At 60.7% G+C, this 19,698-nt stretch carries 18 protein-coding genes; 6 read left to right on the plus strand and 12 right to left on the minus strand.

Features of this window, described 5'->3' with window-relative positions:
- Window positions 1-124: 124 nt before the first annotated feature.
- The gene (locus JBE38_RS16555) at window positions 125-466 is read left to right on the plus strand and encodes an antibiotic biosynthesis monooxygenase family protein (protein WP_071484314.1); all 342 of its coding nucleotides are present in this window, start codon (window positions 125-127) and stop codon (window positions 464-466) included.
- A gap of 8 nt (window positions 467-474) precedes the next feature.
- Complete coding sequence (locus JBE38_RS16560; protein WP_060754226.1) at window positions 475-753, plus strand: hypothetical protein; 279 nt, start codon at window positions 475-477, stop codon at window positions 751-753.
- 115 nt (window positions 754-868) lie between these two features.
- Here the strand turns inward: JBE38_RS16560 and JBE38_RS16565 are convergent, their stop codons facing one another.
- Window positions 869-1,501: a flavin reductase family protein gene (locus JBE38_RS16565; RefSeq protein ID WP_205344695.1), complete on the minus strand. Its 633-nt coding sequence runs from the start codon at window positions 1,499-1,501 to the stop codon at window positions 869-871.
- A gap of 193 nt (window positions 1,502-1,694) precedes the next feature.
- On the opposite strand from JBE38_RS16565, the gene JBE38_RS16570 reads away from it, so the two are divergent.
- Window positions 1,695-2,450 carry a COG4705 family protein gene (locus JBE38_RS16570; protein ID WP_060754224.1) on the plus strand — a complete coding sequence of 252 codons (756 nt, stop codon included), beginning with the start codon at window positions 1,695-1,697 and terminating at the stop codon, window positions 2,448-2,450.
- A gap of 121 nt (window positions 2,451-2,571) precedes the next feature.
- Here JBE38_RS16570 and JBE38_RS16575 read toward each other — a convergent pair whose 3' ends face one another.
- The 4 genes from JBE38_RS16575 to JBE38_RS16590 all read right to left on the minus strand — a co-directional run bounded on the left by JBE38_RS16575 (window position 2,572) and on the right by JBE38_RS16590 (window position 8,975).
- A complete protein-coding gene (locus tag JBE38_RS16575; RefSeq protein ID WP_060754223.1) occupies window positions 2,572-3,891 on the minus strand; it encodes an MFS transporter in 1,320 nt (439 codons plus the stop codon).
- Between the two features lie 284 nt (window positions 3,892-4,175).
- Window positions 4,176-5,501 carry a sigma-54-dependent transcriptional regulator gene (locus tag JBE38_RS16580; RefSeq protein ID WP_205344696.1) on the minus strand — a complete coding sequence of 442 codons (1,326 nt, stop codon included), beginning with the start codon at window positions 5,499-5,501 and terminating at the stop codon, window positions 4,176-4,178.
- On the minus strand, window positions 5,495-7,261 hold the full coding sequence (locus JBE38_RS16585) for an ATP-binding protein (RefSeq protein ID WP_205344697.1): 1,767 nt from the start codon (window positions 7,259-7,261) through the stop codon (window positions 5,495-5,497). The genes JBE38_RS16580 and JBE38_RS16585 overlap by 7 nt, the downstream gene beginning before the upstream one ends.
- A gap of 190 nt (window positions 7,262-7,451) precedes the next feature.
- Window positions 7,452-8,975 (minus strand): fumarate hydratase, encoded by a 1,524-nt coding sequence (locus JBE38_RS16590; protein WP_104994706.1) that lies wholly within the window; start codon window positions 8,973-8,975, stop codon window positions 7,452-7,454.
- A gap of 214 nt (window positions 8,976-9,189) precedes the next feature.
- Between JBE38_RS16590 and JBE38_RS16595 the strand changes: the two genes are divergently transcribed.
- Entirely contained in the window at window positions 9,190-10,122 is a 933-nt protein-coding gene (locus tag JBE38_RS16595) for an iron-sulfur-binding ferredoxin reductase (protein ID WP_090368827.1), read from the plus strand.
- A gap of 173 nt (window positions 10,123-10,295) precedes the next feature.
- Here JBE38_RS16595 and pyk read toward each other — a convergent pair whose 3' ends face one another.
- Window positions 10,296-11,747, minus strand: coding sequence for a pyruvate kinase (gene pyk / locus JBE38_RS16600; protein ID WP_060754218.1), 1,452 nt, complete (start codon window positions 11,745-11,747; stop codon window positions 10,296-10,298).
- 175 nt (window positions 11,748-11,922) lie between these two features.
- Between pyk and JBE38_RS16605 the strand changes: the two genes are divergently transcribed.
- On the plus strand, window positions 11,923-12,297 hold the full coding sequence (locus JBE38_RS16605) for a tetratricopeptide repeat protein (protein WP_060754217.1): 375 nt from the start codon (window positions 11,923-11,925) through the stop codon (window positions 12,295-12,297).
- Window positions 12,298-12,519: 222 nt separating this feature from the next.
- Window positions 12,520-12,879 (plus strand): PilZ domain-containing protein, encoded by a 360-nt coding sequence (locus JBE38_RS16610; RefSeq protein WP_090368830.1) that lies wholly within the window; start codon window positions 12,520-12,522, stop codon window positions 12,877-12,879.
- Window positions 12,880-12,936: 57 nt separating this feature from the next.
- Here the strand turns inward: JBE38_RS16610 and JBE38_RS16615 are convergent, their stop codons facing one another.
- From JBE38_RS16615 to JBE38_RS16640, 6 genes are read right to left on the minus strand one after another with little or no spacing between them, the layout of a single operon-like run.
- On the minus strand, window positions 12,937-14,268 hold the full coding sequence (locus JBE38_RS16615; protein ID WP_205344698.1) for a DUF58 domain-containing protein: 1,332 nt from the start codon (window positions 14,266-14,268) through the stop codon (window positions 12,937-12,939).
- A gap of 7 nt (window positions 14,269-14,275) precedes the next feature.
- The gene (locus tag JBE38_RS16620; protein WP_090368834.1) at window positions 14,276-15,271 is read right to left on the minus strand and encodes an AAA family ATPase; all 996 of its coding nucleotides are present in this window, start codon (window positions 15,269-15,271) and stop codon (window positions 14,276-14,278) included.
- A complete protein-coding gene (locus tag JBE38_RS16625) occupies window positions 15,268-16,425 on the minus strand; it encodes a DUF4350 domain-containing protein (protein WP_090368836.1) in 1,158 nt (385 codons plus the stop codon). Before JBE38_RS16625 ends, JBE38_RS16620 begins: the two co-directional genes overlap by 4 nt.
- Entirely contained in the window at window positions 16,422-17,951 is a 1,530-nt protein-coding gene (locus JBE38_RS16630) for a DUF4129 domain-containing protein (protein ID WP_205344699.1), read from the minus strand. The genes JBE38_RS16625 and JBE38_RS16630 overlap by 4 nt, the downstream gene beginning before the upstream one ends.
- Entirely contained in the window at window positions 17,938-18,918 is a 981-nt protein-coding gene (locus JBE38_RS16635; protein ID WP_205344700.1) for a stage II sporulation protein M, read from the minus strand. Before JBE38_RS16635 ends, JBE38_RS16630 begins: the two co-directional genes overlap by 14 nt.
- Window positions 18,915-19,607 (minus strand): RDD family protein, encoded by a 693-nt coding sequence (locus JBE38_RS16640; protein ID WP_060754210.1) that lies wholly within the window; start codon window positions 19,605-19,607, stop codon window positions 18,915-18,917. The genes JBE38_RS16635 and JBE38_RS16640 overlap by 4 nt, the downstream gene beginning before the upstream one ends.
- Window positions 19,608-19,698 lie beyond the last annotated feature (91 nt).

Below are 19,698 nucleotides of genomic sequence, written 5' to 3' on the forward strand. Positions count from 1 at the left end.
GATTGTGCAATAAGCCTGCAGGAATTGACTAACCGCGTTTGCACCCGCGCCGTTATCTTTGATCCTGTGGCAACCCGCCCTCAGCGTGTTTGCCGAGTATCACTTCTCAACGGGAGAGTCGAACATGTCCACCCCCATTCCCGCGAGCCATATGGCCTTTATCCGTGCCCGTACCGGGTGCAGCACCGAACTCGGTGCACGCTTGAGCAGTTTGATCGAACCGGGCCGTCAGGCTCAGGGTTGCCTGCAGTTTTCGTTGCAGCATTCCCAGGTCGACCCCGATGTGTGGCTGGTCTCGGGTTTCTGGAGTAGCGAGCAGGCGATGAGTGCCTACTTCAACTCGCCGGCCCTGATGATCTTTACCGAGTTGTTGAACGACATGGTAGTGCGCAGCATGGACTTCCAGACCTTCACCGATGCATCTGCCGTGCATGCCTACGGCGAGTACCTGCAACTCGCCGGTTGAGGGTTAGAATGGCCGACTTTCCATTGGCCAGGACCTGCAACATGGCACGTAAACAATTTGCCCACCACGAAGCCGTTTCCGCCGTAGTACCGGGGGAAGGGGGCTACAGCGCCGCCGTCGCCGTCAAGGCACTCGATGGCATGGGCGCACCCAGGTTTCACAAGATCCTTGATGGCCAGAAGTTCAAGACCGCCTCCGACGCCGACGATGCAGCCGCGCTGCAGCTTGAATACCTGGTCGACGTAGACGAAGACGGCCAACTGGCTTGGGCAACTGCCGCAAACTAGAAAGCGCCGTCGATCAGGGAGGGGGCTCCTGATAGCAGAGAGTCAGTCGATGCTGTGTTGACTTCACCAATGCTATCGGGAGCAAGCCCCCTCCCACAGGTTCAATTGCATGCTATCAGCGGCTATTGGCACCAGGGCGATACATCTTGAACAGCGCCTCTGGCCCCAACTGGAAGTAATCCGCCGGGCCGCCACCGCGCAGGATCGGTTCGGCGGCGGCGGTGTCGTAGATGCCATCCTTGAGCAACCACTTGGCGATGTGCACCGCGACCACTTCGCCCAGTACCAGCCAGCTCGGCACCAGTTGCTTGTCGGCGCGCTGCAGTTGAATGATCTGGGTCACCTTGCATTCAAACGAGACCGGGCTCTCGCCCACCCGCGGTACGCCAACGATTTTCGAGGCCACCGGCGTCAGGCCGGATAACTCGAATTCGTTCACCTCCGGCGCTACGGCGGCGCAACTCTGGTTCATCTGCTCGGCCAACGGGCGAGTGGCCAGGTTCCAGACAAACTCGCCGGTCTGTTCGATGTTGTTAAGGCTGTCTTTACGCCCGACGCTGGAAAAACCAATGATCGGCGGAATGTAGTTGAACGCATTGAAGAAGCTGTAGGGCGCCAGGTTCAGGCGACCTTCGCGATCGTGGGAAGAAATCCAGCCGATCGGCCTTGGCCCGACGATGGCATTGAACGGGTCATGGGGCAGGCCGTGACCGTTGGCAGGCTCGTAGAAATGGATATCGTCAGACATGACCGGGCGTTCCTGCTATTGGCTTCGGGAAGGAGGCCATACTGCAAGGCATGGCGCTGAATTTCCATCAACCGTATGGAATTTTCATTGATTGCCCACCGAATTTTCACAGCTCTGCATTCAGTCTGCGCGCCAGGCCGACACCCCTCTAAGTCGGCGCGTTGAAAGACTGAGCTTCGGAGCCTTCTGTACCATGAACAAACTTCCTCAGATCACCCTGGCGTTCTGGGTCATGAAAATCTGCGCAACCACCCTGGGCGAAACCGCCGGGGATTTGTTGTCGATGACCCTCAACGTTGGCTACGCCATCAGCTCGATGATCTTGATCAGCGTGTTCCTCGTCACCTTGCTGACGCAACTCTGGTCGAAAACCTACAACCCTGTGCTGTACTGGATCGTGATTTTGTCCACCAGCACCGCGGGCACCACCATGTCTGACTTCATGGACCGCACCCTGGGGCTGGGCTACGCCACGGGCTCCATGATCCTGATCGCGATCCTGATGATCATCTTCGCGTTGTGGCATGTCAGCGGCGACTCGCTGAACGTGAACAAAGTGCAAACCTTCCGGGGCGAGTTGTTCTACTGGATGGCCATCCTGTTCTCCAACACCTTGGGTACCGCGCTGGGCGACTTCCTGGCCGATGACTCTGGGCTCGGCTTTGCCGGTGGCGCCTTGTTGATCGGCTCGGCGATTGCCGGGGTAGTGGCGCTCAAGTACTTCACCCGGATCTCGTCGGTGCTGTTGTTCTGGGTGGCGTTTGTCTTGACCCGGCCGTTTGGTGCGACGCTGGGTGACTTCCTTACCAAACCCTATGAAAAGGGTGGGCTGGATTTCGGCACCATCGGTTCGTCGGCGGTATTGGCGGGTGTACTGGTGGTGATGATTGCCGGGGCGTCGTATGCGCAGCGGCGATATGGGCGTCAGCCGGCAGCAGAGCTGTCCTGATCCGACTATCCTGGCAAGATAGAACTCAATGTGGGAGGGGGCTTGCTCCCGATAGCAGTGGTTCAGTCAACCGATTTATGGCTGACACACCGCCATCGGGAGCAAGCCCCCTCGCACCGTTTTAGTCGGTGGTGATGCGCGAGTGCTTGCGGGTGTCTTTCATGGTCACATAGACCAACAACGACACCGCGATACACGCAGTCACGTACCAGTAGTAGCCGGTTTCCATACCGATACTCTTGAACCACAGCGCGATGTATTCAGCGGTACCGCCGAAGATCGACACGGTCAACGCATACGGCAGGCCCACGCCCAAGGCACGAATCTCGGTGGGGAACAGCTCGGCTTTCACCACGGCATTGATCGAGGTGTAGCCGCTGACGATGATCAACGCCGCCATGATCAGGAAGAACGCACCCCACCAGGTCTGGATGGTGTGCAAGGTGGTGAGGATCGGTACGGTGCAGAGCGTGCCGAGGATGCCGAAGGCGATCAGGATCGGCCGACGGCCAACCTTGTCCGACAGCCCGCCGACCAGGGGTTGCAGGCACATGAACAGGAACAGCGTCGCCGCCGAGATGGTGGTGGAGTCGGAGATGCTCATGCCGACGGTGTTCACCAGGTATTTCTGCATGTAGGTGGTGTAGGTGTAGAACGCTAGGGTGCCGCCCATGGTCAGGCCGACGACGGTCATCAGTTCCTTGGGATGGCGCAGCAACGTGCGCATCGCGCTTTCCTTGGCTTTCTCCTTCTTGGTGAACGACTCGGTTTCTTCCATGCCACGACGCAGGTACAGCGCGACAACCGCGCACAGGGCGCCGATGGCGAACGGGATGCGCCAGCCCCAGGCATACAGTTGCTCGGTGGTCAGTACTTGTTGCAGCACGATCAATACCGCCAGCGCGATGAGCTGGCCGGAGATCAGGGTCACGTACTGGAAGCTGGAGAAGAAACCACGACGCTCCTTGGTCGCCATTTCACTCAGGTAAGTGGCCGAAGTGCCGTATTCGCCACCGACCGACAAACCTTGCAGCAGGCGGGCGAAGACCAGCAGGATCGGCGCGCCGATGCCGATGGTGTCGTAGCCAGGGCTCAGGGCGATCAGCAGCGAGCCGAAGCACATCAGCAATACCGAGGCCATCAGTGCAGCCTTGCGGCCCTTGTAGTCGGCGTACATGCCCATCAGCCAGCCGCCGATAGGGCGCATCAGGAAGCCCACGGCGAAGATCGCAGCGGTGTTCATCAATTGCGCGGTGGAGGAGCCTGCCGGGAAGAAGGTCTTGGCGAAGTACAGCGAGAAGGCGGCGTAGACGTACCAGTCGTACCACTCGACCATGTTGCCGACGGAGCCACTGAAAATCGATTTGATCCGGCTGGAGGTGGTGCGCTCTTTTGCCGGCACGGCCGCCGACCCCAGAGGCAGGGTGTTGGAGTTATCCATTGAAGGATCCTTCATCTAGTTGTTTTTATGGAGCAGCGCGTGCGCAGCCTGGTTCGGCTATAGCAGGAGCTGTGCCAAGGGGATGAAGGCCCGATCTAGAAGGGTTGCAGGATTATTTTGAGCGGAAAGTCGCCGATGATTCTTTATGGTTGAGCGGAAATCCGCTTATGGCGGCAGGCCTCATCGGGAGCAAGCCCCCTGCCACATTGTGATTTGTGAACACATTCAAGTGCGGGAGGGGGCTTGCCCCCGATGACGGCCTGAAAGGCACCGCAAAGCCTGGCTTAGAGAAACATCTCCCGCACCAACCCATGACGCTGCATCTTTTCATTGAAAGTCCGGCGCGGCAGTTGCAGTTCCGCCAGGACCGCCTTGATATCGCCCTTGTGCCGGGTCAATGCGGCCTTCAAGCAATGAGCCTCGAAGGCTTCTTGCTGCGCGGCCAGCGATTGCCCGGCCTCGATACCCTCAGGCTCAGGTTCGCCAAGCCCCAGCACCTGGCGTTCGGCAACGTTGGCCAGTTCGCGCACGTTGCCCGGCCAGTCATGGCTGAGCAGGCGTCCCAATTGCGCGCCGCCGAGCGGCTCGGCGCTGCGGCCAAGGCGCTCGGCGGCATTTTGGGCAAAGTGATCGAACAGCAGTGGAATATCTTCACGGCGCTCACGCAAGGGCGGCAGGCGCAACTGTGCGACGTTCAGGCGATAAGCCAGGTCTTCGCGAAAGCGCCCGGCGCGGGCCTCTTCCAGCAGGTCGGGTTTGGTGGCGGCAATGATTCGCAGGTCGACGTGGATACTCTGGTTGGAGCCCAGCCGCTCCAGTTTCTGCTCCTGCAACACACGCAGCAGTTTCACCTGCTGGGCCAGGGGCATGCTTTCGATTTCATCCAGGAACAGTGTGCCGCCGTGAGCGTATTCCAACTTGCCGATACGCTTGCCCTGGGCGCCGGTGAAGGCGCCGCTTTCGTGGCCGAACAGCTCGGCTTCAAACAGCTGCTCGGGGATCGCTGCACAGTTGAGCGCCACAAATGGCTTCTTTGCCCGCGGGCCGAAATCATGCAGGCAACGGGCAACCAGCTCCTTGCCGCTGCCGGTCTCGCCACGGATCAGCACATTGACCGGCAAGCTGGCCAGGTCCAGCACCTGCCGGCGCAAGGTCTGCAAACCCCGGGATACGCCGAGCAGGCTGGATTCAAGCTGTGCCCGGTGATCGGCCTGCTGGTGCAGGCGGCGGTTCTCCAGGATCAGCCCGCGTTTGTCCAGGGCGCGACGCAGGCTATTGAGCAGGGTATCGGGGCTGAAGGGTTTCTCGAGGAAATCGTAGGCACCGTCACGCATGGCTTCCACCGCCATCGGCACGTCGCCGTGGCCCGTCAGCAGGATCACCGGCAGGTCGGCATCGCGGCGCTGCACTTCGGCCAGCAGCTCCAGGCCGCTGAGCCCGGGCATGCGCACGTCGCTCAAGATGACACCGGGAAAGTCCCTGGGCAGTTGCGCCAGGCAGGCCTCGGCGCGGCTGAACAACTGCACGTCAAACCCCGTCAGGCTCAGCCATTGCTCGACGGCCGTGCGGATGCTGGCTTCGTCATCGACCACAATCACCGCGTTCAACATAGGTCGGGTGTCTCCAGTGCGATAGGCAAGGTCAGGGTGAACACGGCACCGTCGCCACGGTTGCCGGCGATCAGGCGCCCGCCCAGTTCGTGCACGATAGCGTAAGACACCGCCAGCCCCAGGCCCAGCCCGTCACCTACCGGCTTGGTGGTGAAGAAGGGGTCGAACACGCAGCTCAAATGCTCTTCGTCAATCCCGCCGCCACTGTCGCTGACGGTCAGTTGCCACAGCTGCTGATCGGCCTGCAGACGGATTTCCAGGCGCTTGCGCGGTTTATCGGCCATGGCGTCAAGGGCGTTGCGCAACAGGTTGATCAGTACCTGTTCCAGGCGGATCGCATCGCCGCGTACCCAGGCGGGGCGGGTCAGGTCCAGCACCACGCCGATGGCCTCATTACGCAGGCGCGCATCGAGCAGGTGCAGGGACTGGTCAACCACCGTGGCCAGGTCCAGGCGTTCACGCAGGCCACTGGGGCTTTTACGGGCGAACGTCTTGAGGTGGCCGGTCAGCGCAGCCATGCGTGTGAGCATGTCGTCCAGTGGGGTGAGCGCTTGGTAGGCATCGTCCACGCGGCCATGATCCAGCAGCAGGCGCAGGGTTGCCAATTGCATGCGCTGGGCGGTCAGAGGCTGGTTGATTTCATGGGCGAGGGCGGCGGACATCTGGCCCAATGCCGCCAGCTTGGCCGATTGCACCAAACCGTCCTGGGCCATGCGCAAGGCTTGGGTGCGTTGCGCCACAAGCTGTTCGAGCTCTTCGCGGCTGCGCTGGCGCAAACGGGCCAGGCGCCAGCGCTGGGTCAGAAACAGCGTCAGGAACACCAATGCCAGCCAGGAGCCGGCAGCGGCGAGGCCGGCATTACGCTGGTCTTCAAGGGCGGGCTGGGGTTTGCGCAGCAGGTGCAGCGTCCAGCCTTCGGCCTTCAGCGGCAGCGATTCCCAGATGTAATCGGCGCTGCCGTCGGGGCCATTGACGCGCATCAGGTGGCTGTTGTCGTCGAAACGCTGCAGGGCTTGGGTCTCCAGTGGCTGCAAGCGCTTCTTGTCGTATTGGCGTGTGGCCTTGAGCTCGGCGAGGTCGCCGTCCGACAACGGGCGCAGGTTGCGATAACGCCAGCCCGGCTGGTTGGCGATAAATACGATGCCGCGCGCATCGCTGACCAGCAGCAGGTCATTGCCCTGGGCCCACTCGCGCTCAAGCTCGGGGAACTCCAGCTTCACCACCATGGCACCGAGAAACTGCTCGTGTTCGTCCACTACCGCGCTGGAGAGAAAATAGCCGGGAATACCGGTGGTCACGCCCACCGCATAAAAGCGCCCGGCGCCCTGGCTCAGGGTCTGGCTGAAATAGGGACGAAACGCGTAGTTATGCCCGACATAGCTGCTGGGCAGGTTCCAGTTACTGGCGGCGACAGCAAGGCCGGTGCGGTCCATCAGTTCCAGGGTAGAGGACTGCGCCGCGCTGTTGATGCGTTCCAGCTTGCGGTTGAGCACAGCCTGGGTGGTGGCATCCAGCGGGCCCTTCAATGCGTTGATCATTTCCGAGTCCAGCGCCAGCACGGCGGGCAGGGCACGGTAACGTTCGATCAGGGTGTGCAGGGAATTGCCATACAGCGTGAGCTGTTGTTTGGCGCGTGAGGCGTCGTCCACCAGGGCCTGGCGTTCGGCATGGCGGGTGGCGAAGATCGCGGCGAGCAGCGCACCGGCGATGATCAACAGGCAGTAGAAAGTCAGGCGCAGGGGGCGAGGGATCGCGATCATACGGTGATGGGCAGGCACAGTAAGGGGTGAGCACCATACCATGCGCCATCGGGTGTAGTGAGCGGGCTTGCCCCGCGCTGGGTGGCAAAGCCGCCCCAAACCCAGGCGCCTCGGTATTCCTGAAACACCGTGGCGCCCTGGTTGGGGCGGCTGCGCCACCCAGCGCGGGGCAAGCCCGCTCACTACGGGCTTACTGGACTTCTACCGCCAGGCTGTCACTGATCTTTTTCTGCCAGATGGCAGGACCGGTGATGTGGACGGACTCGCCCTTGCTGTCCACCGCGACGGTGACCGGCATGTCTTTGACCTCGAACTCGTAGATCGCTTCCATGCCCAGTTCGGCGAAAGCCACGACGCGCGACTTCTTGATGGCCTGGGCCACCAGGTAAGCGGCGCCGCCGACGGCCATCAGGTACACGGCTTTGTGGTCCTTGATCGCTTCGATGGCGGTTGGGCCGCGCTCGGATTTGCCGATCATGCCCAGCAGGCCGGTTTGTTCGAGGATCTGACGGGTGAACTTGTCCATCCGCGTCGCGGTGGTCGGGCCTGCCGGGCCAACCACTTCTTCGCGCACCGGATCAACCGGGCCGACGTAGTAGATGAAGCGGCCCTTGAGGTCCACCGGCAGGGTTTCGCCCTTGTTCAGCATCTCGACCATGCGCTTGTGCGCCGCGTCGCGACCGGTGAGCATCTTGCCGTTGAGCAATACGGTTTCGCCCGGCTTCCAGCTCTGCACTTCTTCCGGGGTCAGGGTATCGAGGTTGACGCGGCGGGCCGACGGGCCGGCTTCCCAGACGATTTCCGGGTAGGCGTCCAACGGTGGCGCTTCCAGCGATGCCGGGCCGGAACCGTCGAGCACGAAGTGGGCGTGACGGGTGGCGGCGCAGTTGGGGATCATGCACACCGGCAAGGACGCGGCGTGGGTCGGGTAGTCCATGATCTTCACATCGAGCACGGTGGTCAGGCCGCCGAGGCCCTGGGCGCCGATGCCCAGTTGGTTGACCTTCTCGAACAGCTCCAGGCGCATCTCTTCGATACGGTTCTGCGGGCCGCGCTTTTTCAGCTCGTGGATGTCGATGGATTCCATCAACACTTCCTTGGCCATGACGGCGGCTTTTTCGGCGGTGCCGCCGATGCCAATGCCCAGCATGCCCGGTGGGCACCAGCCGGCGCCCATGGTCGGAACGGTCTTCAGCACCCAGTCGACGATCGAGTCGGACGGGTTGAGCATCGCCATTTTCGACTTGTTCTCGGAACCGCCGCCCTTGGCTGCTACATCCACCTCCACAGTGTTACCCGGGACGATGGAGTAGTGGATCACGGCCGGGGTGTTGTCCTTGGTGTTCTTGCGCGCGCCTGCCGGGTCGGCAAGGATCGATGCACGCAGGACGTTTTCCGGCAGGTTGTAGGCGCGACGCACGCCTTCGTTGATCATGTCGTCCAGGCCCATGGTGGCGCCATCCCAACGTACGTCCATGCCCACGCGCACGAACACGGTGACGATACCGGTGTCCTGGCAGATCGGGCGGTGGCCGGTGGCGCACATGCGCGAGTTGATCAGGATCTGGGCGATGGAGTCACGGGCCGCTGGCGATTCTTCGCGCAGGTAGGCTTCGTGCATGGCCTGGATGAAGTCAACGGGGTGGTAGTAGGAAATGAATTGCAGGGCGTCGGCAACGCTCTGAATCAGGTCGTCTTGCTTGATCACGGTCATGAGTCGCGCTCCTCTATAAGGGAACATTCAATAAAGGTGGCTTCAGTGTTGCATCGGTCGGCTGAAACCACCTTTCCAAGGCACGCCAAAGTGGTGCAGGCGCGACGCTAAAAAGGCGCGGCAGTATAACCCGGCACGGTGGCCGATACACCCGACTATGGTCAAACTGTCGCAGGCGTGATTCCCTGTGTGCCCCTTATGATTGAGTCCTCCCATGCCTGAACTGTACGTCGGTGAGCGCCACTGGTCGGTCACCACCGGCAGCAACCTGCTGGATGCCCTGAACCAGGCGGGTGTGGGCGTGCCCTACAGTTGTCGGGCGGGCAGTTGCCATGCGTGCCTGGTGCGATGCCTGGGACAGGTCGACGACCAGCAGCCAGACGCCTTGAGCCCGGCGCAACGCCAGGACGGCTGGCGTCTGGCGTGTCAGTGCCAGGTTATCGGCGATCTTGAGGTTGAGACCTTTGATCCGCTGCGTGACGGTTTGGCGGCCCGGGTGGTGGGCGCCGACTGGTTGAACACAAACGTGCTGCGCCTGCGCCTGCAACCGGAACATGGCCTGCGTTATCGGGCCGGGCAACATCTGGTGTTGTGGGCGGGGCAGGTAGCGCGCCCCTATTCCCTGGCCAGCTTGCCCCAGGAAGATCCGTTCCTGGAGTTTCACCTCGATTGCCGCCAGCCGGGTGAGTTCAGCGATATTGCCCGGCAGTTGCAGGTGGGCGATGCGCTGCGATTGGGCGAGTTGCGCGGGGGAGCACTGCAATACGATCCCGACTGGCACACCCGGCCGTTGTGGCTGCTGGCTTCCGGCACCGGCTTGGGGCCTTTGTGGGGTGTGCTGCGTGAGGCGTTGCGCCAGGATCATCAAGGCGCCATCCGCGTGATTCACCTGGCCCATGATGCGCAGGCTCATTACTTGGCCGGTCCCCTGGCGGAGCTGGCCGCGCAGCATCCCAACTTGACTGTGGAACTATGGACGGCGGCTGAGCTGGCCCAGGCATTGGCGCAACTGCGGCTTGGTTCGCGGCAAACCCTGGCTCTACTCTGCGGGCATCCTGCCAGTGTCGAGGCGTTTTCCAAGCGGCTGTTCCTGGCCGGCTTGCCGCGTAATCAACTGCTGGCCGATGTGTTTGTGCCCCGTGGTTGAGGGCTGAATTGAATCCATTAAGACAGTTGCTCCCACATTGTGATTTGTGAACACATTCAAGTGTGGGAGGGGGCTTGCTCCCGATGGGGCTATGAAGCCAATACAAAATCCGATCTGCAAAGCAAAAAGCCCCGCCATTCACATGGCGGGGCTTTTGTTTTTCAGCGTGTCACTCAGACCTGCGGGTCGCCCACATGCAGGATCTTCATGCCATTGGTGCCACCGGTGGTGTGGTAGCTGTCGCCCTTGGTCAGGATGACCCAGTCGCCTTTCTCGACGACGCCGCGCTTGACCAGTTCGTCGATCGCCTTCTGGCTGACTTCGTTAGGTGCCAGCGAGGCCGGATCGAACGGAATGGTGTATACGCCACGGAACATCGCCGCGCGGGCCTGGGCTTCGCGGTGGGGGGTGAACGCGTAGATCGGCACCGAGGAGCGGATGCGCGACATGATCAACGGCGTGTAGCCACTTTCGGTCAAGGCGATGATCGCTTTCACGCCCGGGAAGTGGTTGGCGGTGTACATGGCGGCCAGGGCGATGCTCTGGTCGCAGCTTTCGAACACTTTGCCGATACGGTGGCTGGAGGTCTTGCTGGTCGGGTGCTTTTCGGCACCGACGCAGATACGCGCCATGGCTTGAACGGCTTCCAGCGGGTACGGGCCGGCGGCGCTTTCAGCCGAGAGCATCACGGCGTCGGTGTAGTCGAGCACGGCGTTGGCCACGTCGGACACTTCGGCACGGGTCGGCATCGGGTTCTGGATCATCGACTCCATCATCTGGGTCGCCACGATCACCGCTTTGTTGTGGCGACGGGCGTGCAGGATGATTTTCTTCTGGATACCGATCAGCTCGGCGTCGCCGATCTCCACGCCCAGGTCACCACGGGCAACCATTACGGCGTCGGAGGCGTTGATCAGGCCGTCGAGGGTTTCGTCATCGGCCACGGCTTCGGCGCGTTCGATCTTCGCCACCAGCCAGGCGGTGCCGCCGGCTTCGTCACGCAGTTTACGCGCGTATTCCATATCAGCGGCGTCGCGCGGGAAGGACACGGCGAGGTAGTCCACTTCCATTTCGGCGGCGAGCTTGATGTCGGCCTTGTCTTTGTCAGTCAGCGCCGGCGCCGTCAGGCCACCACCGCGACGGTTGATGCCTTTGTGGTCGGACAGCGGGCCGCCGATGATCACGGTGCAGTGCAGTTCAGTCGGGGTCGCGGTTTCGACGCGCATCACTACGCGACCGTCGTCCAGCAGCAGCTCGTCACCGACGCCGCAGTCCTTGACCAGGTCCGGGTAATCGATACCCACGACTTGCTGGTTGCCTTCGGTCAGCGGATGGCTGGTGGAAAAGGTGAAGGTGTCACCGATCTTCAGCTCGATACGCTTATTGGTGAATTTGGCGATACGGATTTTCGGGCCTTGCAGGTCACCCAGCAATGCAACGAAGCGACCGTGCTTGGCGGCCAGGTCACGCACCAGTTTGGCGCGAGCCTTGTGCTCGTCCGGGGTGCCGTGGGAGAAGTTCAGACGGGCGACGTCCAAACCAGCCAGAATCAGCTGTTCGAGGACTTCCGGCGAGTTGCTGGCCGGGCCAAGGGTGGCGACGATTTTGGTACGACGGACGGACATGCACAGACTCCTGAGTTCAAGCGCTGGAGAAGGCTACTATGCTCTTTCGTTGTAGTCATTGTTCGTTTGCACTACTTATCGGCGATTGACTTGTTTTCGTTGCGGCTGAATAGGCGAACGCCCTTGAAGATTTTCGACAAGGGGTCGATACACTGCACAAGACAGGAGAACCCCCATGCGAATTTTGCTCGTTGCCGCCTTGGCCGTCAGTGTAGTCGGCTGTACCCGTTGGTCGATGGACCATCATTTGAACAATGCCTACCGTGCCTACGGGGTGGGTGATTGCGAGCGTGTCACCCTTGAGCTGTCCCAGGTCGACCGTGAAAGCCGTACCCGCCGCTATGTGCAACCGGAGGTCTCGATGTTGCGCGGGCAATGCCTGGAGCGGCAGAAACTGTTCGTCGATGCGGCACAAACCTACCAGTTCATCATCAGCCAATACCCATCGAGTGAGTACGCCTATCGTGCCCGAGCCCGGCTCGATACCTTGCAGCAGCTGGGGCACTACTCGGGAGCCAGCGTGGCACAGCCACGTCCCGCATCGTTGTAATGATATTTGTGATTTGATTGCTGGCCTGTTGCCAGGCGTGGGCTATCCTTTCAATGTCCGTTTGTACAAGTTTCCATTCAAACGGATGAGGCGCCCGGATTTGGCAGTTGTTTTGGCAATGCAATAGCTATTGCCACACCGATATCCAGGCAGAGCGGGCAATGGGCTCGTTCCGAATCACTGGCACGGTCAGATACATGGCCACTGGATGGCGATTTCATCATGATTACCGAACGAAGGATCGAACGGCATCAGTTACCTTGTTTTTTGCAGGTGTTCAATCGTCTTACCGACAAGCCTATCGGCTTTCTGGGCAATCTCTCTGAAGAAGGGCTGATGTTGATCAGCCAATTACCCATGATGGTCGATGCGGATTTTGAGTTGCGCTTGAAGATCCCCGGATCTGACGGCGAGTTTCAGTACGTTGACCTGACGGCCACCTGTTTGTGGAGTTATGAGGACATCAACCCACAGCATTATGATTCCGGCTTCTGCATACGTCAGGCGTCCGAAGAGTATCGGCAGTTGATCACTGCGTTGTTGCATTATTTCAGTTTCGATCCTCTGCAGGCCTCTGCTTGAACACTGCGTGTTGTCGGCTCGGTCAGGCGCTTGTCCTCGACCGGGCCGTACGTTTTTTTAGAAAGCCCCGGCTTTTTTCCAGCTCTGATAGCGCGTGACCAACTTGGCTCCCAACTCGGACGGCAGGGCATCGAGCACCGATAGCCCATGGGCGTTCAAACGATCATGCAGTTCATTGCGGGTGTTGAGGTAATCAATCGCGCCACTGTAGGCCAATGCTTCCGACAGGGTCTGCACGGGGACTTGGCGCAGTTCATCGAGGACATGTTCTCGCAGGCTGGCCACCATCACCCGGTGCTGCCGACTGATACGGTTGACGGCAGTCATGAGTGCCTCATCGTCTTCATCCCTTAGGTTGGTCACCACGATCACCAGCGCCCGACGCTTTTGTCGAGCCAGCAGATGGCTTGCGGCGGCCTCATAGTCGGCTGTTTTACGGGTGGTATCCAGGTCGTAAACCGTATTGAGCAATACGTTCAGTTGGCCACTACCCTTGACCGGTGCCAGGTAACGCGGCTGGTCACTGGCAAAGGTGCACACACCCACGGCATCGCCCTGTCGCAACGCGACGTAGCTGAGCAACAGGCAGGCGTTGAGGGCGTGATCGAAATGGGAGAGCTCGTCGTCCTGGCTGCGCATGCGCCGACCGCAGTCGAGCATGAACACGATTTGCTGGTCGCGCTCATCCTGGTATTCGCGGGCGATTGGCGTGCGTTGCCGTGCCGTCGCTTTCCAATCGATCTGGCGCAGGCTGTCACCCTCGCGAAACTCGCGCAGCTGATGAAACTCAAGCCCCAACCCTCGTCGCGGGCGTTGACGTACACCGAGTTGGCTCAGCCAGTTATCCACACCCTGCAACTGTGCGCCGTACAATCGGGCGAAATCCGGGTAAACGCGGGTAGCGTCCCGAGCGTCGATCAAGCGTCGAGCCGACCATAGCCCTAAGTGACTGGGCAGGTGGATTTCGCAACGACTGAAGCTGAAATGCCCTCGTCGCAAGGGGCGAACGCGATAGCCCAGCTCGCTGCGCTCGCCAGGTCGCAACTCGATGGACTGCGGCAGGTTCTCCAGGCTCAAGCCATCCGGTACGTGATCGAACACCGTCAAGGTGATGGGTTGTGGATAACTGTGCTGCACTGCCAGCCTGATTTCCCCCCAGCGTCCCAGCGCCAGGCTGCCGGGTAATTGCCGTTCTACTCGCGGCGAAGGGCGGCGGCGCAGGCGTAAAGCGTCCAGCAGTGAGAGCAGCAACAATGCCAGCAACAAGCCCCAGGCCACCGAATGCAACGTGTCGGGCACCTTGAGCTGCAAGGCTGCCGCAGCACCCAGCACAATATTCAAGCCCAGCAGCACGCCAAGCCAGGTCAGAAGCAGACGGGTTGGTTTCATTGCCGGGTCATTGCCTTGGTGCCGCAATTTGATCAAGCAACTGCTTGAGTACCTGGTCCACTTCCAATCCTTCTATGTCCAGCTCAGGCGCAATACGTACCCGGTGACGCAGTACCGCCAGGGCGCAGCCCTTGATGTCGTCTGGCGTGACAAATTCCCCGCCGCGCAACAGGGCCCGGGCACGAGCTCCACGTACCAGAGCGATCGAGGCCCGTGGGCCGGCGCCGATGGTCAGCCCTGGCCAGCTGCGAGTGGCGCGCGCTATCCGTACCGCATAATCGAGGACTTGTTCATCCAGGGGCATCTCACTGGCTATCTGTTGCAGCTGCACCACATCGTCTGCCTGCAGCACAGTGCGTAATGGTTGCACGTCCAGCATGTCGGCCCTGGATGACCGGGTCACTTCGCGCACCATATCCAGCTCTTGTCGAGCGTCGGGATAATCCATGCGCACCTTGAGCATGAAGCGATCCAGCTCGGCTTCCGGTAGCGGGTAAGTACCTTCCTGTTCGATGGGGTTCTGGGTCGCCAGCACCATGAACGGTTGGCCGATGGGCAAGGCTTCCCCTTCAAGCGTGACTTGGCGCTCCTGCATGGCCTCAAGCAGCGCCGCTTGCGTCTTGGCGGGAGCACGGTTGATTTCATCGGCCAGTAGCAGGTGCGTAAACAACGGCCCCTTGCGCAACTTGAACTGTTGGCTTTGCAGGTCGTACACGGCATGCCCGGTGACGTCGCTGGGCATCAGGTCGGGGGTGAACTGGATGCGTGCGAAATCGCCACCAAAGCAGCGGGCCAGTGCCCGGACCAGCAGGGTCTTACCCAGGCCAGGCACCCCTTCGAGCAATACATGGCCTCCCGCGATCAATGCCGTGAGCACGTCATCAATGACCTGATCCTGGCCGATCACGGCTTTGCGCAATTCAACGCGCAAAGCCTGGGCTTGCTGGCTGGCCTGCTGCAGGGTTGTGGTGTTCAGGACGGTGGACGGTGGGTATTCGCTCATAAGGCATTCCTGAGAGTTTGCAGGCTGGTCACCTGGCGGCTGAAATCGGCGCTGGAGAGCCGTTTCAACGGGAGTGGGCCGAGTGCCTGGCGGATGGCATCGGAGGGTTGTCGAGTCAGGTTTTCCAGTACCTGCCATTGTGCTGCCGTGTCCAGGTGTTCAAAGCCTGGATGGCGCTTGCGGGCGGTGCGCAGGATGTCGCGTTGCAGCGCTTGCAACAGTGCGGCCTGCCCACCGCGACGCAGCAGGAAATCGGCGCTGGCCTTCAAGTGTTCCTGCAACTGCCGGCGCGCTCGGGGGACGGGCGCCTGTATCGGGCCTTGGCGCATGCCGACGTGCCAGAGCGCCAGGCTTATCAGTGCGACGAGCGCTACCAATGCCTGTGGGAAATAACGCATCAACAGGGTCAGCAAGTTTTCCACGTCGCTATTGAACAGCAAGGTGACGTCGGTGTTCTGGTTGAGGTACCACAGCAGCCAGGCGTTATCGTGCTTGCCGATATTCGGGGTTTTCCACAGGTCGCTGTCGGTGACCACCGTCACATGGCCTTGCCCCAGGTCAAGTTGCATCAGGTGGCTGGACTTGGCGCTATTGGCTGAAAACTGGGCAAGGTGTCTCGGGTCGGTGAGGTTGAAGTCGGTATCGAAACTGAAGTAGGCCGGGGCGGTTTCGTTGTCGACGTAAAGCTTGGTCAGGTCCGGTGCTTTCTTTTTACGCGGTGATGCCGGCTCGTCGAACGCATCACTCAGGGCCTGATGGATATTCAGGCGATCGAGCAGCAGGTCGCCGCTTTTGCCCGTTTCCTCATCCCATAACGCCTCGGCCACCACCAGCAGGTGGCCACCGGCTTTTGCCCAATCCAGCAGTTGTTCAACCTGGCGCGGGGTCATGTTGCTACGCTCACCCAGCAGTAACAGGCTTTGGCCTTTAGCTGGGCGATCGGTTAGCCGTTCGATGCCATAGGCATGTTCCACTGCCAGGCCTTGGCTGCGTAGAAAGTACTCGGCTGCCAGGTAGGGATTGGCCAGCGCTTGCGCAGACGGACCGTGGTCCACCACTTCGTCATAAGGGATCGCCTTGTGCCAGGCGTACAAAGCACCGGCTCCCAGCAGCCCAGCCAGCAGCAGCGTCACCCACAGTAATGGCCTGTTCATGGGCGCACTCCCGAACTGAAGAGTGCGCGCCAATCGTTGCAAAGCTGTTGTTGGGCAGCGGCGGGAGGCAGGCGGTGACCGTACGCAAGGTTTTGCCAGTGGCGCGTCAGCTCATCACTGAAGGCCAGCAATTGCGGTTGCCTCAAATGATGAATGTGTTCCAGTACCTGGCCTTCGGTATCGGCGCTTTTCAGCGGCAAATTGAATTCATGCAGTAATCGGCTGAGCAGGCCGCGATACAACAAGCCCAGTGCTTCCCGTGGTTGGCTGGCCCATAGCTGTTCGGCAGCGCCGGCGATGTCTTCCGGCAAGGTTTCAACTCCCAGTTCCAACCCGAACAACTGAGCGGGAACCGGTTTGAGCGTTTTGGGTAAAGGCTGCCGGATACGGCTGACGAATGTGCGCAGCCATTCACGGTAGCGCCACAGCAGCAGGGCGACTGCGCCGAGCATCAGGCTCCACAGCAGTATCTCCAAGCCTTGGGCAACGTGTTTGAAGGCATTGCTGTTGAGGTCATCCAAGAGTGCCTGCAACCAGGCTGGCAATTTACCATCGCCTTTTGTTTTGCTTTTGACGGCTGTTTTTTCTTCACCAAAGCGATAACGGGTGACGGTTTCAGGGTTCTTGAAGGGAGGGTTTTCCAGCACCGATTGAATGGATTGGCTGGCCGAGTGAGTGCTGAGCGGTTTGGAAACAACCGGTTCGCTCGCCATGGCGGGTGGGGTGAAGGGTGTGAGCATCAACCCGACCACCAGCACCAGTAGCGGTACGATGCTACTCAGGCGTTGGCGCAGGTTGCGGAATATCAGCTCCAGGTCCCAGGCTTCCAGGACGGTACGGCGATTGAGGTACAGGCTGAAGCCGCAGGCGACGTAGATAGGTTCCCAGAACACCAGGATCAGGGCGTAGAAGGCGTTGCCCAGATGGTCCAGCCACAGTTCGTTGGCGTCTGCTGCCAATGCCATTCGTTGCCAGTCCCAATCCATTTCTATCTGTTTTGGAATGAACAGGTAGAACAGGGCCATGCAACCCAGCCATAGGCCGATTTCCAGGTGCATCCCTATGAGGGTCAGCCAGCGTGCGGCTCCAGCGTTATGTTGCAGCAATACCCCCAGGCGCTTCTGACGTGCCGGGCCGTCCAGGCCCTCAAGCTGGCTGACCGGCAGCACAAAGCTGCGGCTCAGGCTCAGTCGGCGCCAGGTCAGGCTGGCCAGCAGTTGGCCCTTGAGCAGGCGCGGCCAATGGCGTACGGCCTGCCTGATGCCTGGTATTTCACCAAACAGCGCCTTGGAAAGGATGTACAGCGGGAGGCGGTCGAAGGCCGGCTTGAGCCACCAGAACAGCAACAGGGAAAAAGACGGATACTCCCAGAGCAACACCGTGAGCAAGGTAAATATCGGCAAAGTGACCATCGCCCAACTGCTCATCAGCAGACGACGATGTTCTCTGGCCATCAATCCACCAAGGTCCATGGCTTCCCAGGAGGTACGCGGGCGAATGGCCACGCTGGCGTCAGTCAGGCGCATGACGGGTCCGTCCAGCCAGGCTCAGATAAGCGACCACCAAACACCAGAATGTGGTGCCCACGAGGTATTTGATCCAGGGGGCGATCGTGGCGATGGATGACCAGTACGCTTCGATGAACGCCGCGATCAGCAGGAATATCATCACGCCACAGAGCATCTGCACGCTTTTGCGCGCTGCCAGGCGCAGGGATTCGCTGCGCGTCAAATGCCCGGGGGCTATCAACGACCAGCCCAGTTGCAAGCCTGCCGCACCGGCCAGGGCGATGCCACTGAGTTCGAATGCACCGTGACCGATCACAAATGACCAGAACGTCTGGCCGTAACCGATTTCGGTCAGGTGTCCGGATATCGCTCCGATGATCAGCCCGTTGAAAATCAGGAAAAACACGCTGCCCACGCCGAACAGCAAGCCGGCGGCAAATGTCTGGAAGGCAATGCCGATGTTGTGCATCACGTAGTAGCCGAACATCATCCAGTCTTCGCTGGAGGCCCGTTCGGCCGCACGGCCCAGGTGGCTGGCATCAGGGTCGTACATGCCTTGCATTTCAGCGACCTGTTGGGGGCTGACGATGCTGTAGATCAGGTCAGGGAACAGATAGACCAGCAGGGCTATAGCCACCAGGCTGCCGAAGAACAACAGGCCGGCGATCAGCACAAAACGCCACTGTTCGCGTACCAGGCGGGGGAAGTCGGCCAGGATGAAGGCCAGTACGTTCGCCGCCAATTGGCTGCGATGACGATAGAGTTGTTGGTGGCCACGCAGCGCAAGTTGCTGCAGCGGGTCCACCAGATAACTGCTATAGCCGCGCTCCTGGGCCAGGGCCAGGTGTTGGCACAACCGCCGGTACTGATAGGGGAAGTCGGTGACATCAGCGGCCTTGGCTTTACCTTGTTCCAACTGCTCCAGTTGTTTGGCGAAGGCTTGCCATTGCTGCTGGTGGCGGCTTTCAAATTGGCTCTGCTTCATGTCGGCCCCAACAGGCCGCGGGCCACGCCATTGAGTTGTTCGGCGGCACGAGCCGGGGACACGTGCAGGGGCACGGCAAGGATTGCGGCCAGTTCATGCACGCGCTCGGCCGACAGTTCGCCCTGGCGTTCGGCGAAAGCGAGGATTGCACGTTGTTCGTTCAGGTCCAGTGCAAAGGGCAGGCGCAGGGGGGCGGCTTGAGGTATGCGGGGCCGAACCAGCGGCTGCTCGCGATAGACCACCAGCGTCCCGGCGGCCAGGTCGCCGAGCCGTTTGAAATGGGGATGTTGCAGGCAACTGATGGCGCCGAGGAAGTAGCCGAAAGGCAGCATGTCGACAAAGCGCAACAGGTTGCGGATCAGGGAGGACGACCAGCCGATGGGAGTACCGTCGTCCTGTACGACACGCAGGCCCATGACCTGCTTGCCTGGGGAGCTGCCTTGGTTGAGGACTTCAAACAGCACCATGTACCACCAACTGACCAGGAACAGGAGCAACGAGCCCAGGCCGATGCCGATGTTGCCGAGCAGCGCCAGTGGCACGAGCAGGAGGCCCATGAGCAGCCCACGCAAACCCAGGTCAAAAGCAAAGGCTAATACACGTACCAGCAAGCCGGCGGGGCGCAGGGGCAGGTCGATACCCTCCGGGGTCTCGATCTGGTAGCGGGTGTCCAGCGGGGCTGATGACATTGCGATCCTTGGCAGTGCTGAGCGGTTCAGAGACACGGATGCTAGCAGTGTCGACGCCGGAAGCAACCATTCAAGGTTTTGCTGGATGTTT

The sequence above is a fragment of the Pseudomonas sp. ICBG1301 genome (assembly GCF_016918385.1).
GTDB lineage: Bacteria > Pseudomonadota > Gammaproteobacteria > Pseudomonadales > Pseudomonadaceae > Aquipseudomonas > Aquipseudomonas palleroniana.